The organism is Pseudomonas azerbaijanoccidentalis (genome assembly GCF_019145495.1).
Lineage (GTDB): Bacteria > Pseudomonadota > Gammaproteobacteria > Pseudomonadales > Pseudomonadaceae > Aquipseudomonas > Aquipseudomonas azerbaijanoccidentalis.
Map to the genome: position 1 here is coordinate 1,066,149 of NZ_JAHSTU010000001.1, position 14,387 is coordinate 1,080,535.

Below are 14,387 nucleotides of genomic sequence, written 5' to 3' on the forward strand. Positions count from 1 at the left end.
TGATATCTGTAACTCCTGTTCGCAAAAACCTGAAACGCACGCCTGCGCCCTGCTCTGTGCGTGCATTGTTTACGCCAGTTGAATCGCGCGATCAAGCAGGGATGTTGAGATGGTCGAGCCTCAATGGGTCGTGATGAATCAAAAGCCCGATTATTCACGATTCATACGCAGTGGCTTCACTCAAGCACTATTGATGCAGAATCTGCAATCAATATTCTGTCAGTACGCGTTAGCCGTGATCTCGTACAAGCCAGAATAAGAGCCCACCCATGACCAGCCCGAAAACGCTCTACCAAAAGCACATTGACAGCCACACTGTTTGCTCACTCGACGACCAGGGTCATGTGCTGTTGTACATCGACCGTCAGGTTGCCAACGAGTACACCAGCCCGCAGGCCTTCAGCGGTATGCGCGAAGCCGGTCGCGCTGTCTGGCGCCCGGGTGCGACACTGGCAGTGGTTGACCACGTCAATCCCACCGCGCCCAACCGTATCGCGACGATGCCCGATGCCGGTGGCGCGCGTCAGGTGTCTTACTTCGAAGAAAACTGCCGTGACTTCGGGATCGAGCTGTTCGATGTACTGGACAAGCGTCAGGGCATCGAACACGTCGTGGCGCCCGAACAAGGTTTCATCCTGCCGGGCATGGTGGTGGCCGCCGGTGACAGCCACACCACGACTTATGGTGCATTGGGCGCCTTCGGTTTTGGCATCGGCACCTCTGAAATCGAACACTTGCTGGCCTCGCAGACCCTGGTCTACAAACGCCTGAAAACCCTGCGCGTGACCGTTAATGGCGCATTGGGCGCCGGGGTCACGTCCAAGGACATCATCATGGCGCTGATCGAAAACATCGGCGCCTCGGGTGCCACCGGTTACGCGATCGAATTCACCGGCCCGGCCATCAGCGCCCTCAGCGTCGAAGCGCGCATGACCATTTGCAACATGGCCGTCGAGGCCGGCGCGCGGGGTGCGTTCATGGCGCCCGATGACAAGGTCTTCGCATACCTGCAAGACAAACCGCGCGCGCCCAAGGGCGAGCTATGGGCCCAGGCCGTCGCCAAATGGCGTGCGCTGCACAGCGATGAAGGTGCCGTGTTTGATCGTGAAGTGGTGCTCGATGTCGCCACGCTCGAACCCATGGTCACCTGGGGCACCAGCCCCGATCAGGCCGCCCCGGTGGGCAGCCATGTGCCCGACCCCGCCACCCAGCCGGACCTCATTTTGCGCCAGGGCATGCAACGCGCCCTCGACTACATGGGCCTGACGCCTGGCATGCCGTTGAGCGATGTAGTGATCAGCCATGCGTTTATCGGGTCCTGCACCAACGCGCGTATCGAAGACTTGCGCGATGTTGCCCGCGTGGTGCGTGGCAAGCGTGTGGCGGCTCACGTGCGGGCGATGATCGTTCCCGGTTCGACGCTGGTACGAAACCAGGCCGAGGATGAAGGCCTTGCACAGATCTTCCTCGACGCGGGTTTTGAATGGCGCCAGTCGGGTTGCTCGATGTGCCTGGCGATGAACGACGATGTGCTCGCCCCTGGCGACCGCTGCGCATCCAGCACCAATCGCAACTTTGAAGGCCGCCAAGGGGCCGGTGCGCGCACCCATTTGATGAGTCCGGCCATGGTCGCCGCCGCGGCGATTACCGGGCATCTGACCGACGTGCGCTCATTCGCGCTGGAGGCTTGAACATGCAACCTTTCACTACGATCAGCGGCAGTGCCGCGCCGCTGCTGGCGTCCAACATCGACACCGATGTGATCATGCCCAAACAGTTTCTCAAGGGCATCGATCGCCAAGGGTTGGATCGCGGATTGTTCTTTGATTTGCGGTTTCTGGAATCGGGCGAGCCCAACCCCGACTTCATCCTCAACCAAGCGGCCTGGAACGACGCTGCGTTCCTGGTCGTCGGGCCGAATTTTGGTTGTGGATCGAGTCGCGAGCACGCGGTCTGGGGCCTCAAGCAAGTGGGCATCAGGGCGCTGATCGGCACCAGTTTCGCCGGGATTTTCTACGACAATTGCCAGCGCAACGGGGTGTTGGCGATTCAACTGTCAGAGGCTCAACTCAAGCAAGTGGCCGCTGTTGTCAGCCACAGGGCAACAGCGCAAATCAGCGTCAATCTGCCCGAGCAAACCATAGCCTTGGCGGACGGCAGCGTGATCGGCTTCGAGATCGATCAGTTGCGCAAGCAATCACTGTTGCTGGGGCTTGATGCGATCGGCACAACGCTGCAACGTGCCGAGCAGATTCGTCAGTTTGAGGCGCGACACCTGGCAGAAAACCCCTGGTTGGGCTGACGGAAAAATGATTCACCCGTAGGAGCTGCCGAAGGCTGGGATCTTTTGACTTTGTCCTTAAGTAACAAGATCAAAAGATCGCAGCCTTCGGCAGCTCCTACGGGGAATTCGGCAAGACTTCAATCAACCGAAAGATCGCGAAAGTACGCTTCCAGAAACTCGACACACACACGCAACTTCGCCGACTGGCTGAGCCGCGTGGGGTAGACCGCCCAGACGTTGGCGCTCTGGGTGTAGTCGTGCAGCACTTGCACCAGCCGTCCTTGTTCGAGCATCGGTTTCACATCCCACATCGAACGCAGCAAAATCCCGCCGCCACTCAAGGCCCACTCCAGCACGATCTCGCCACTGTTCGACGACAACGGCCCGCTGACCCGCACCGACTCTTCCTGGCCATCCTTGCTCACGTTCCACACACCGAAAGCGTTGTTGCGCTCCTTCAGCACCAGGCAATCATGGTTTTTCAAGTCATCCAATGATTGAGGCGTACCACGTTGCGCGAGGTACTCCGGCGTGGCGCACAGCACCCGACGATTGCTCACCAGTTTACGGCCCAGGTGCTGCCCCGGCAGATCGTCGCCCACACGAATCTCCAGGTCGAAACCTTCACCGACGATATCGACCACGCGATCAAACACGTCCAGACGGATTTCGAGTTTGGGGTACGTCTGCGACAGCTTGCAGATCGCTGGTGCCACGTGGTTGCGGCCAAAACCGAAGCTGCTGCAAATGTGCAAAGAGCCCATGGGCTGCTGCCGTGCCTGGGAGATTTCGCCGACAAAATCATCGAAGTCACCCAGCAATTTCTCGGCCCAGACCCGCACCCGCTCGCCGTCATCCGTCAGCGCGATGCGCCGCGTGGTGCGGTGCAGCAGCCGCGTTGACAGCGTGGTCTCCAGCACCGAAATGCGCTTACTGATGTAAGCCGGTGAAAAACCGAGCTCTTCAGCGGCGCTGGCAAAGCCATTTTTGCGCACCACCGTGAGGAAAACCTTGAGGTCTTCAGGCAGGGGAAACTGATCACGATTCGTGTTCATACGCCTCATACTTGTGCTGTTTATCACGCTATTTGCGAAGGATACCATCGATCTACCGAGTGGCAACCCGACCCGGTTAGCCGTAGTTCCTGAAATCCTCGATAAAAACAAACATGAGGAAATAGCGACATGAGCAAGTCTTATGAGCAGCCCCTGAAAATCGATGACGCCCCCGTTGGCGGGCTCCTGCAACGCCTGCGCACCTATGAGATCGGCGTTGTTCCACTGCCGATATTCATTGGCATCGCAGTGATCGTCTACCTCTCCGCCCATTTGGGTTTCCTGCCCAAAAACATGATCGGCGGGCTCGCCGTGATCATGACCATGGGCGTGTTTTTCGGCCAGTTGGGTTCACGCCTGCCGATCCTCAAAGAAATCGGCGGCGGCGCGATCTTGTGCCTGATGCTGCCCTCGGTGCTGGTGTTCTACGGCTTCTTCGGCCCGGCGACGATCGACGCCACCAAGATGCTGATGAAAGAGGCTAACTTCCTCCACTTCGTGATTGCCAGCCTGGTGGTGGGCAGCATCCTGGGGATGAGCCGTTTCATCCTGGTGCAAGGCATGTTGCGCATGTTCATCCCGCTGCTCGTGGGCACGCTGGTTGCCGTTGCCAGCGGGCTGATCGTCGGCAAACTGGTCGGTTACAGCGTCTACCACACCTTCTTTTTCATCATTGTGCCGATCATTGGCGGCGGGATTGGCGAGGGGATTCTGCCGTTGTCCCTGGCGTACTCGGCAATCCTGGGCGGCACACCGGACATCTACGTCGCACAACTGGCCCCCGCCGCGGTGGTCGGTAACATCGTCGCAATCATCTGCGCCGGTTTCCTCGCTCGCCTGGCACTGAAACGCCCGCACATCAATGGCGAAGGTTCACTCATTCGCGCCAAGGTCGAGAACGACAAATTCCAGGTCAAGGAAGACACAAACAGCACCGTCGACTTCCGCGTCATGGGCGCCGGCGTGATGGTGATCTGCGCGTTCTTCGTCCTCGGCGGCTTGCTGGAAAAGGTCGTCGGCATCCCCGGCCCGGTGATGATGATCCTCGCCGCTGTGCTGTTTAAGTACCTGCGCGTCCTGCCGGAAAAACTCGAGAAAGGCACCCACACTTTTTACAAACTGGTGTCCTCGGCATTTATCTGGCCGGTAATGATCGGCCTGGGCATGCTCTATGTGCCGCTGGACAGCGTCGTGAAGGTGTTCTCGGTGGGCTATGTGCTGGTCTGTGTATCGGTCGTGGTGTCGATGACCGTCGCCGGTTTTTTTATCGGCAACCTGATGAAGATGTACCCAATCGAATCGGCCATCGTCACCTGCTGCCACAGCGGTTTGGGCGGTACCGGCGACGTGGCGATCCTGTCGGCATCGAACCGGATGTCGTTGATGCCGTTTGCGCAGATTTCAACGCGAATTGGTGGGGCTTCGACGGTAATTTTGGCGACGGTGTTGTTGGGGATTTTTGTGTGAGCATCAACGACTGATATCCCTGTAGAGCAATGGTGTTGCGTGACCTCGCTAACACCATTGCTTGTTTTATCAAGCCTTCATCACGGGCGACGCACCGCCCTCACCCGCCCGCTGCCGCCACCGCCGCAGAAAAACCGCTCACCGCCGTCCGACTCAAGGCCCGACACACCGACGCCGTCCGGCATCTTCAGGCTCTCCAGCACCTCGCCGGTTTTTGCGTCGATGCGCCGCAGCTCGCTCTCGTCGCCTTCCCAGGTGCCATGCCAAAGCGCGCCCTCGACGAAGGTTACGCCCGTGACAAAACGGTTCGATTCGAGGGTGCGCAGGATCTTGCCGTTCTCCGGGTCGATCTGGTGAATCTTGCGCTCGCGGTACTGCCCCACCCACAACGAGCCCTCTGCCCATGTCATCCCCGAGTCGTTACCTCCGCCGGGAGCTGGAATAGTGGAGATTACGCGCCCGGTTTGCGGATCGATTTTCTGGATGCGGTCCTCGGCGATCTGGAACAAGTGTTTGCCATCGAATGCGGTGCCGGCGTGGGCGGCGACATCCAGCGTACGCACCGTTGCGCCGCTCGAAGGGTCCAGGGCGAGGAGTTTGCCGGTGGTGGCAAACCAGACGTTTTTACCGTCCCAGGTAACGCCGTGCACATCGTCGACCCCCTTGAAAGGGCCATATTCACGGAGGATTTCAGCGGCTGACTGTTTCATCTCGGTATTCCTCGAAAGGGCTTGGTGGCGTTCATCCTAGCCACCGGGCAGTGGAACCGGGAGTAACAAGGTCGTCGCGAAACCGGGCACCGGCGGCGTCATCCAGCGCCGCGACCGCCCTTGCCCGAACGACTGCACCTTGCCCTGTGCAGCCAGTGTTTCGAGCACCCGTTGCACGCTGCGCTGGCTGCTGCCCAGCACCAGGGCAAGCGCCGAACTCGACCAGGCTTCACCGTCGACGAGCAACGCGAAAACCGCTGCATGTTTTTCTTCGACCGGTGGCCTGAGCAGCACAACGTCGGGGCAAACCTGCGTGACCAAGGCAAACCCGCGCGGGGTGGCGACCACGTTGGCCAAGGGTTTCAGCGCGGCGCGCAATCGGCCGATTTCGACCCGCAACCGCGCACGATGGGATTCATCACTGAGCTTCAGGCGAAAAGCCCGGGCAACCAGGGTTTCCCGGGGCACATCGGCCGGCCAGGCTTCGGCCAGTGTCCGTACGAGGCTGAACAAGACCGGCCGCTTCGCCAGCGAAACCGACATGCCGGCGCCGCGCACCGTATAACGACAGGCATCGACCACCAGCGACGTCGAGTCAAGCAAGGCCTGCACGTCGTCGAGCAACAAGGACCGCGACTCTCCATCGCTGATCGAATGTGCGGCGGGACTGTTGAGCATCCGCAACGCGTTTTCGACTTCCGCTACCAGCGCGGGTATCGCCGATTGCTGCGCGGCGAGTTCGGCCCGGGCAAGCGCAGCCCGGGCAGCTTGCGAATGCAAGTGGCGCATGGCGATCCCCGCCGCTACCAGCTCATGGGTCGCGCGCAATGACGGCGGCAACGGTGACGGGTCGAGTTGCGCGAGTTGTTCCTGCGCCTCATCCAGTTGCCCGATCAGCAACAGACGACGGATTTGCAGATACCGAGCATGGGCGGCATTTACCCAATCACCTTGACGCTCCAGCGTGACCCGCGCCGCATCGAGTGCTTTTACCGGCCAGCCGAGGTCCCGAGAGGCCAGCGCGATCTCGGCTTCGGCGACGAGGCAACGTGCGCGGGCCAGCGTCTCTTGCGGCCCAAACGCCCGAGCCGCCCGACGCACCAACGCCTTGGCACGCACCAGGTCACCCAGTTGCGCCATGGCGACTCCACGCAGCGCCAACGCTGGTGCATCGTCACGCAACGCAACCCGGTCCAGCGCGCCAAGCGGATCCCCCGCTGCCAGCGCCTGGGCGGCGGCGGTGATCAGCGAGTCCATCGCAGACCTGCCATGGGTGTACTCCCTCGTCGGATAATCCTCTTGAGTCTATCTCAGGGAATCTGATGCTCCCGACAAATCAGCTCCACTTCCCCGGATTGCAGAGGTTCCTGAGTCAACCCGCAAAACGCCCCGCCCGCCACGGTCTGATGAAAGCGGCAGGTGCGGCACAGCCCAAAACCCGGGACGTTTTCGCCTTGCTGAATGTTGCGCAACAGCTCCAGCAGCAAGCCTTGCAGGTCTTCAGCACGCGCGCCCATGCGCTGGGCGGCATTGACCAGAAACGATGGCGGCAGCACCGCATCGAGCAGCGCTTGGGCGGGTGCCGTGAGTACCAGATGCACGCTGCGCTTGTCCCGGGCATCTGGCTGTTTGGTCAGCAGCCCTTTGCTCTCGAGGGCCTTGAGCGATTGCGACACAGTGCCCTTGGTCAGCCCCAGGTACTCGGTCACCGCCAACGGGGTGTCGGAGTAGCGATTGCAACGGCCAAGGTACATCAGGGCACTGAGCTGAATCGGCTGCAGGTCCGCCAACATCGGGTGCTCGCGAAACCAGACACGGGTCAGGCTCGACAACCTTTCCAGCAGATCAAAAAGCACAGGGCAAATCCTTCATCAAAAGCGTTGATAAATAGTATCGGATAAAAACCTTATTGACAAAATATCGGCTTGTCGTAGGCTTTGTAGTGTCGATCCGAAACAGTCAATCCATTTTTGTAAGGGAGGTTCGTATGAAAACCGCACTGGCACTCACCCTCGGCGCCTTGATCGCTACCCAGGCCCTGGCCCATGACGCGCAGGGTATTCAGAGCGCAAAAGGTAAAACCGACGCCGCGTTCGACCTGGTCAATACCCGCGTCTTCAAGGAAGGCAACAATCTGGTGTTCGAACAATTGGTCGACGGCAAGGCCGGCAGTCGTGTGCCGACCGCCAAGGGTTCATTCGCCGGTGCCGAGGTGTTCAGCTACGTCTGGCCGACCAGTCTCGACAGTTCGGCTGTGGGCTTTGAAGAGAAGTCCGGCATCCTTGCGCTGGCGCTGACATCGCACCCGGACTTCGATGACACCCCGCAACTGGACGAAAACAAGGACGGCAAGAAAGACAACGACGGCGGTCTCTGGCATTCCCATTGGGTGGTGCTGACCAAGGACGAAAACTGCGGACCCGGCGGCTTGAAGGTTCGGGATATTCCCAAGGATGCCAAACCGAAATTGCCGGCCACCTGGCCGGGCGCACCGATTTACATCGATTCTCCCGGCTACGACCTGAGCGTCGAGAAAAACGCCGCGAAGATCCGCGTGCCGCTGGCGGCAGTGGGCTTCCCTGAAAGCTTCAACTACGACGGCGTCACGGCGGCACTGAAGGTCAATGCCGACCTGCACAATCCGTTGCTGTGTGTCAGCAGCGTCTATGACATTGCCTCGGGTGACCTGTCGTTGCCGGGCACCTGGAAACTCAAGGAGGGCAAATGATGAGCATCAAAGTCTTCGATACCCACGTGCGCACCAAAGATGGCCGTTACCTGCATTTCGATGTCTTGATCGAGAACAACGACCCTGAGTTGGCAAAGTCGTACGCGCGCCGCTTCCTTGAACAACAGGGCGTTCAGGACGAAGATATCGCCCAGGACCGCTGCCTGTTCTGCCACGTCGAACCGAGCAATCCGCAAGTGGCGGCGGCCATCAGTGAGCAAGGCTATTTCATCCTCAAACTGCAAGGTTGCCAGGAGTAATGCGATGAACACGTATCAGCCCATGAACTGCGACTTGTACGACTATCTGGAGGTCGCCTGCATGCGCGGTTATCGACTGGATGTCGAGTTGAAGGACGGCACGCGCCTGGAGGCGAAGGCGCTGGACACGCGTACTTCCGCCGATAAGGAAGAGTTCCTGCGCGTGGAAACGGCAAACGGCCAACAGGAGATCCGCCTGGACCAACTGCTGGCCATCACGCCACTGGACGCCAATGCGCAGTTCGGCCGGGTGTTGTTGACCGACGCCGCCTGCACGTTCTAACGCCAGCCTCAGACCAGCGACATGCCGCCGTCAACGTGCAATTCGACGCCGTTGACGAACGAACTGTCGCTGGACGCCAGGTACAACGCCGCTTGCGCGAGTTCTTCGGCCATGCCTAGTCGACCGGCAGGAATCATGTCCGCCATCATTTGCTCAAAGCCTGGACGGTCTTCTTCCGAAACGCCCAGCTTGCCGATGATCGCCGTATCGACCGGCCCCGGACTCAACACGTTCACACGTATGCGCCGGGCGCGAAGCTCCAGCGCCCAATGGCGTGCAAACGCGGCGATGGCCGCTTTGGAGCCGGCGTACACCGCATGCCCGTCGAGTACTTTTGTGGCTGCCAGGGAGCTGGTCAAAATGATGCTGGCGCCGTCGCGCAACAACGGCGCGATCGATTGCACACCGAAGAACACACCACGGGTATTGATGTTGAATTGCGCGTCGAACTCCTCCGGCGTGACCTTATGGGAAGGCGTCAGAGTGATGACTCCGGCATTGGCCATGTAGATATCCAGCGCACCGAAGCGCGCCATGACTTGCTCGGCTACCTCGGCATGGTGCTCAAGGCTGGCGACATCGCCCTTGATACCAATGGCGCCGTGACCGATCTGGCGGACGGCTTCGTCCAGCACCTCTTGCCGACGTGCCGTGATAATCACCTGCGCCCCCTCTTTGGCGAATAGGCACGCCGAGGCCAGACCAATGCCGCTGTTGCCGCCGGTAATCACCGCGACCTTTCCTTTAAGACGTTGCATCTGCTGACTCCGCTTGTAGAAGGAGCGCAGTATCATGTCGCTCGTCCAGCGCCAACCAGTCCAGAAAAAGGCACATCTATTGTGCTTCGGAGTCACAAGATGCCCAGCCTGTTGAACCAGTCGGCCAGCCTGATTGCCTTCGTCCGCGCAGTGGAAGCCGGGTCGTTCAGTGCCGCCGCGCGCAACGCCGGGACCACGCCGTCGGCCATTTCCAAAAGCATCAGCCGACTGGAAACAGAGCTCAATGCCAAGCTGTTCCGCCGCTCCACACGGATGCTCAGCCTGACGCCCGAGGGGCAGGCATTTTTCGAGCGTGTAGCGCCGCTGTTGCAAGCCATCGATGATTCGGCCGACGCGCTGCGTCACACCGGCGGCGCGCGCGGTCATCTGCGGGTCAGCATGCCCAGCGATCTCGGGCGCTTGCTGATGCCGAGAATCCATTCGGTATTCCTCACCGATCACCCCGACGTGGAGCTGGACCTGACCTTGCTCGATCACCACGTTGACGTGATTCGCGAGGGTTACGACGTGATTTTCCGTGCGGGCACGCTCACTGACAGTGACTTGAAAAGCCGCACACTCGCCCGCCTCGACATGGCACTGGTGGCCTCCCCGGCGTTCCTGCGCGAATGGGGTAACCCGGGCACCGTCGAAGAGCTGCGCGACCTGCCCTTCGTACGCTATCAACTGAAGGGAAGAACCCTGCCCATTGTCTTTGCCGATGGTGAAACCCTGGTGCCCCGAGGACGCATCGGACTGGACTCGGGTTTCGGTTTGCGTGCCGGCGCGCTGGGCGACATGGGGGTCGCCTACCTGATGAAATGCACGGTGAAGCAAGACCTGGATTCCGGGGCGTTGATCCAACTATTGGCCGACCGCCCGCTGCCGATGCTGGCGATACATTCGCTGCATGCCTTTGGCGCGCTGACGCCGATCAGGATCAAACTGTTTGCCGATTTTGTTCAGCAAGAGCTGCTAAGGCTGGGCCGGCATTGATACCAAGTCATACGATCTCTTTGGTTTTATTCATCACAACACGAATACAACGAATGCTTTGCGCATCGCCAGAACAGAGGTTTTAAGCACACATCAGCCTTGTCCCGTCGAATCGAATGCGGTACAACCTTCCATCAAGTTGTACGACAACATAATAAAAACACCCGCCCACTCTTCGCAGTGGCGCACTTGATTCGAGAGCCTGCCATGACCCGCCCGACAGCCCGGCCAGAAACGCCGTTGCCCTTTCCCCGCCATTTAGCCGTGTTGATTTTGTTGTGCATGGGTTGCGCCTTCGCCGGTAACCATGTCGCGGCGCGGGTGGCCTTTGATGACGGCGCCGGGGTGTTGCTGGCGATTCTGATGCGCTCGGGCGGGACATTGCTGGTGTTGGCCGCGCTGGTACTTTGGCAACGCCAGAGCTTGCGTTTGCCGTCGGGGGCATGGCGTTGGCAACTGCTGTTGGGGTTGCTGATTGCCACCCAGAGCCTGTGCTTGTATTCGGCCGTTGCCCGAGTGCCCGTAGCGTTGGCGTTGTTGGTGGCCAACGTCTTTCCGATCCTGCTGGCGCTGCTCACCTGGGCGTTGGGTGGCGCACGCCCCACCGCGCGTACGGCTTCGCTGATGGGCCTGATTCTGCTGGGCCTGGTGTTTGTGCTGGACGTGCCCGGGCGTCTCGCCGACAGCGCCAGTGTCGGCCCGCAATGGTGGCTGGGCGTGGCCCTGGCCTTTTGCGCCGCCAGCGTGTTTGCCTGCGCATTGTGGATCACCGATCACAAGCTATCCGAGGTGCGCGGTTCGGTGCGCAGTCTGCTGACGATCTTCATCGTGTTCAGCAGTATCAATCTGGCGGGCATGAGCGGCGCAGTGCCCGGCGGCTTGAACCTGCCGGCGAGCAGCACCGGCTGGCTGGCGCTGGCGACGCTGGTGGTGCTCTACGGCACAGGGTTCATTGTGCTGTTCATTTCCGTGCCGCGCCTGGACATGCCACGCAACGCCCCGGTGATGAACATCGAACCACTGGCCACGCTGCTGATGGGCTGGGTGGTGCTGGACCAGATGCTCAGTGCCGGTCAGGTGGTGGGGGGCGTGATTGTCGTCACCGGCATTGTGCTGCTGACGTACCGCAAGGTCGCCGCACCATCAAGTGTGACGCGTCCAGTCGCCGCCCGGAGTCGAGAACCATCCAATCGTTGAAAACAGTTACCCAAGCGTGAAAAAACAAGCCCCGAGTCTTAACGACTCGGGGCTTTTTAGTGCACTGCGTTGTGAGCCTTATTCAGCGAAAGGCTCAGGCATCAACCTTCTCCACGGTCAACGCATCGACGGATGGAGCACTGGCAGACAACCAGTTCTTGCGATCAGCCAGTGGCCAACGATCGTTGTAAAACCAGGTCAGGACGGCACCGTCCGAATCACGAACCAAGCGGTTGCCTTCTATTTTCCAGGCGACGGCGTAGTTCCAGTACGACATGTAGAGCAGGTTCCAGAGGCTCTCGTAAGAGACCCAGTCGCCCTGTTCATCCTGTAAATAGATCTTGCCGTCGCTATGAGTGTACGGCTTGAGAACCGCCGCCCTCGACCCGGGTACACAGTAGTTCTCATAAGCCATCGCATCGCCATTGTTGCGACACAACCACTGGCCGCCGATGTCCTTGCCCGGCAAGCTGATCTTGATTTTGAAGGGGTTGCCCCACGCGCTGGCATTTTTCAGGTCAGGTTGGTCCTGGCGGGAAACAGCGCCCACAGGTGCAGCCAGTGGCGACAGGTTTTTTGGATCGAGTGATTCGTTCACAATTGTCTCTCCGATAGTGCCGGGCAAGCCGGCGAGGGTCATGAGTCAGTACCCGCTCGATATGGACTACGGAGCACAACTGCGTTGCTCGACCACGTGGCGCGAGATCCAGACTTGTTCCAGATGCAGCAATATTTCAAGCACGACAAAGGGCCGCCCGATTCGCCACAGGCAAAGGTTGCATGTGCAGACGAGGCTTGGTCGCTGGGTGGTGGTTTGGAGTGTTACGGGGCAAGTATCGACATAGGCAGTCCTTTGGCAGATCACACGTCCAGAGTGCAATGCCGGCAGCCGGGACGTACGTCCCGTCACAAGCGTGGGGAGGCTAGTAGACGACCTATGGGTCCGCCAGTGCGGTCAGGCGGAAAATGGTGGGTCAGTCACAGTTTGCCAAGCTGAAACTGCGCCCACTGAAATTAACGCCTTGATAAACAAGGATCACATGAAAAGCCTTTCCCGCAGCAACAAGCGTAACCAGAGATTGCAGTACCAGTCATCCCGCAGGTAGTATTGAGAACGACTCTCACTAACATCTGGAAATGAATCCGGTGCAACCTCCTTCGCCCAGCAAGCTGAGTTACTTTTTCAGCGATCACCACCGTTGGCTGCTGCAGCATATTCAGCGACGGCTGCGCAATCATGCGGACGCCGAGGACACCGCCGCCGATACGTTCTGCCAATTGCTGGTGGCGCGAGTCGACCCTGACAGCATCGAACAGCCTCGCGCCTATTTGTCGACCATTGCACGCCGATTGATCTTCGATCGACACCGTCGGCGCAAGTTGGAACTGGCCTACCTGGAACGCCTGTCTGGCTTGCCAGAATTGTTGGCGCCCTCCCCGGAAGAACAATTACAGCTGATCGAAGCGCTGGTGGCCATCGACAAGGCGCTGGATGGTTTGCCGATGGTGGTGAAGGCAACGTTCCTCTACAGCCAACTGGACGGCATGAGTTATGTGGCCATCGCGCGCAAACTCGAATTGTCGGAGCGCACGGTCAGCCGCTACATGAAACAGGCCTTGCGCCAGTGTTACCTGAGCGAGCAAATGTCATGAGCAAGCCGCGCCTGGACCCTGTCAGCGAACAAGCCATCGACTGGATGGTGCGGCTGCGCGCCGATACGCCGAGCGCCGCGTTGCAGGAGCGTTTCAACGCATGGCTGAACATGGACCCCGCACACGCGCAGGCCTGGGCCAGGTTGCATGAGCGTCTTGGCGGCTCGTTCAACACGGTGCGTGCGCTGGATCGACGTGTGCCCGGCCAGACCGAACACGCCCGTCAATTGCTGCTGCAACCTCAAAGTTCGCGGCGTGATGCGCTGCGGGTGATTGCAGGTTTGGGTCTGCTCGGGGGCGGTTTGTGGCTTGGCGCGCGCAGCCCACTGGGTGACTCGCTGATGGCCGATCTGCACACCGGTCGCGGGCAGCGCGAGCAATTCAATCTGGCCGATGGCAGCCGCCTGAGCCTGAATGCCGACAGTGCGGTGGATCTGCAGTTCGACGATCAGCAAAGGCTGGTGATCCTGCGCCGCGGCGAACTGATCATCCAGGTGGCCGCCGACCCGCACCGCCCTTTGCGCGTGCGCACTGCCCAAGGCGAAGTGCGTGCCCTGGGTACCCGTTTCCTCGTGGCCCAGGAGCAACAGGCCACTCGCGTGGTGGTGCTGGAACACTCCGTGCGGGCGAGCCTCTTCGCGGGCAGCGAGCTTGATTTGCAGGAGGGTCAAGCCGCCCTGCTCTACGCCGAACACATTGAGCCATTGACCAGTGATCAGCGACATCGTGCCGACTGGCTCAGCGGGCGACTCAACGTCCTCGATGACCCACTGGAAAAAGTCGTGGACGCCCTGCGCCCCTACAGCCGTGGCTTTGTGCGTGTCGCCCCCGAGGTTCGGGGCTTGCGAGTCCAGGGCGTATTCCCGCTCAACGACCCCGAGCGCACCCTCAGTGCGCTGGCTGAAACCCTGCCGATTCGCGTCGATCACTACAGCCCCTGGCTGACCTTGATCCGTGCAAAATCAGCCCGACAATAATTATTTTTGAAAATCACTC

The 14,387-nt window shown here is 60.0% G+C and carries 16 protein-coding genes; 10 read left to right on the plus strand and 6 right to left on the minus strand.

Going from position 1 to position 14,387, the window contains the following annotated elements:
• The first annotated feature begins 269 nt into the window (after nucleotides 1–269).
• Together leuC and leuD are read left to right on the plus strand one after the other, a co-directional pair.
• A complete protein-coding gene (gene leuC, locus KVG88_RS04475; protein WP_217870453.1) occupies nucleotides 270–1,691 on the plus strand; it encodes a 3-isopropylmalate dehydratase large subunit in 1,422 nt (473 codons plus the stop codon).
• 2 nt (nucleotides 1,692–1,693) lie between these two features.
• Complete coding sequence (gene leuD / locus KVG88_RS04480) at nucleotides 1,694–2,302, plus strand: 3-isopropylmalate dehydratase small subunit (protein ID WP_217870454.1); 609 nt, start codon at nucleotides 1,694–1,696, stop codon at nucleotides 2,300–2,302.
• A 119-nt stretch (nucleotides 2,303–2,421) separates the two neighbouring features.
• On the opposite strand, the gene KVG88_RS04485 is transcribed toward leuD, so the two are convergent.
• Nucleotides 2,422–3,339 carry a LysR substrate-binding domain-containing protein gene (locus tag KVG88_RS04485; protein WP_150702519.1) on the minus strand — a complete coding sequence of 306 codons (918 nt, stop codon included), beginning with the start codon at nucleotides 3,337–3,339 and terminating at the stop codon, nucleotides 2,422–2,424.
• A 129-nt stretch (nucleotides 3,340–3,468) separates the two neighbouring features.
• Here KVG88_RS04485 and KVG88_RS04490 point away from each other — a divergent pair, with 129 nt between their 5' ends.
• Entirely contained in the window at nucleotides 3,469–4,806 is a 1,338-nt protein-coding gene (locus KVG88_RS04490) for a 2-hydroxycarboxylate transporter family protein (RefSeq protein ID WP_217870455.1), read from the plus strand.
• An 80-nt stretch (nucleotides 4,807–4,886) separates the two neighbouring features.
• Here the strand turns inward: KVG88_RS04490 and KVG88_RS04495 are convergent, their stop codons facing one another.
• The 3 genes from KVG88_RS04495 to KVG88_RS04505 are packed head-to-tail and all read right to left on the minus strand — an operon-like array spanning nucleotide 4,887 to nucleotide 7,372.
• On the minus strand, nucleotides 4,887–5,516 hold the full coding sequence (locus KVG88_RS04495; protein ID WP_217870456.1) for a Vgb family protein: 630 nt from the start codon (nucleotides 5,514–5,516) through the stop codon (nucleotides 4,887–4,889).
• Nucleotides 5,517–5,552: 36 nt separating this feature from the next.
• The gene (locus KVG88_RS04500; RefSeq protein WP_217870457.1) at nucleotides 5,553–6,773 is read right to left on the minus strand and encodes a helix-turn-helix domain-containing protein; all 1,221 of its coding nucleotides are present in this window, start codon (nucleotides 6,771–6,773) and stop codon (nucleotides 5,553–5,555) included.
• A 53-nt stretch (nucleotides 6,774–6,826) separates the two neighbouring features.
• Nucleotides 6,827–7,372 (minus strand): MarR family winged helix-turn-helix transcriptional regulator, encoded by a 546-nt coding sequence (locus KVG88_RS04505; protein ID WP_248692702.1) that lies wholly within the window; start codon nucleotides 7,370–7,372, stop codon nucleotides 6,827–6,829.
• Nucleotides 7,373–7,503: 131 nt separating this feature from the next.
• Between KVG88_RS04505 and KVG88_RS04510 the strand changes: the two genes are divergently transcribed.
• The 3 genes from KVG88_RS04510 to KVG88_RS04520 are packed head-to-tail and all read left to right on the plus strand — an operon-like array spanning nucleotide 7,504 to nucleotide 8,787.
• Nucleotides 7,504–8,244: a hypothetical protein gene (locus KVG88_RS04510; protein ID WP_150702515.1), complete on the plus strand. Its 741-nt coding sequence runs from the start codon at nucleotides 7,504–7,506 to the stop codon at nucleotides 8,242–8,244.
• Nucleotides 8,244–8,504 (plus strand): DUF2024 family protein, encoded by a 261-nt coding sequence (locus KVG88_RS04515; protein WP_217870458.1) that lies wholly within the window; start codon nucleotides 8,244–8,246, stop codon nucleotides 8,502–8,504. Before KVG88_RS04510 ends, KVG88_RS04515 begins: the two co-directional genes overlap by 1 nt.
• Nucleotides 8,505–8,508: 4 nt before the next feature.
• Nucleotides 8,509–8,787 (plus strand): Rho-binding antiterminator, encoded by a 279-nt coding sequence (locus KVG88_RS04520; RefSeq protein WP_150702513.1) that lies wholly within the window; start codon nucleotides 8,509–8,511, stop codon nucleotides 8,785–8,787.
• Nucleotides 8,788–8,795: 8 nt separating this feature from the next.
• Here KVG88_RS04520 and KVG88_RS04525 read toward each other — a convergent pair whose 3' ends face one another.
• The gene (locus KVG88_RS04525) at nucleotides 8,796–9,545 is read right to left on the minus strand and encodes an SDR family oxidoreductase (RefSeq protein ID WP_217870459.1); all 750 of its coding nucleotides are present in this window, start codon (nucleotides 9,543–9,545) and stop codon (nucleotides 8,796–8,798) included.
• A gap of 99 nt (nucleotides 9,546–9,644) precedes the next feature.
• Between KVG88_RS04525 and KVG88_RS04530 the strand changes: the two genes are divergently transcribed.
• Complete coding sequence (locus KVG88_RS04530; RefSeq protein ID WP_217870460.1) at nucleotides 9,645–10,541, plus strand: LysR family transcriptional regulator; 897 nt, start codon at nucleotides 9,645–9,647, stop codon at nucleotides 10,539–10,541.
• Nucleotides 10,542–10,748: 207 nt separating this feature from the next.
• Nucleotides 10,749–11,738: an EamA family transporter gene (locus KVG88_RS04535; RefSeq protein ID WP_150702510.1), complete on the plus strand. Its 990-nt coding sequence runs from the start codon at nucleotides 10,749–10,751 to the stop codon at nucleotides 11,736–11,738.
• A 94-nt stretch (nucleotides 11,739–11,832) separates the two neighbouring features.
• Here KVG88_RS04535 and KVG88_RS04540 read toward each other — a convergent pair whose 3' ends face one another.
• Nucleotides 11,833–12,378: a hypothetical protein gene (locus KVG88_RS04540; protein ID WP_150702509.1), complete on the minus strand. Its 546-nt coding sequence runs from the start codon at nucleotides 12,376–12,378 to the stop codon at nucleotides 11,833–11,835.
• Between the two features lie 506 nt (nucleotides 12,379–12,884).
• Between KVG88_RS04540 and KVG88_RS04545 the strand changes: the two genes are divergently transcribed.
• On the plus strand, nucleotides 12,885–13,391 hold the full coding sequence (locus tag KVG88_RS04545) for a sigma-70 family RNA polymerase sigma factor (protein WP_191630482.1): 507 nt from the start codon (nucleotides 12,885–12,887) through the stop codon (nucleotides 13,389–13,391).
• Complete coding sequence (locus KVG88_RS04550; protein ID WP_217870461.1) at nucleotides 13,388–14,368, plus strand: FecR domain-containing protein; 981 nt, start codon at nucleotides 13,388–13,390, stop codon at nucleotides 14,366–14,368. The genes KVG88_RS04545 and KVG88_RS04550 overlap by 4 nt, the downstream gene beginning before the upstream one ends.
• Nucleotides 14,369–14,387: the final 19 nt, after the last annotated feature.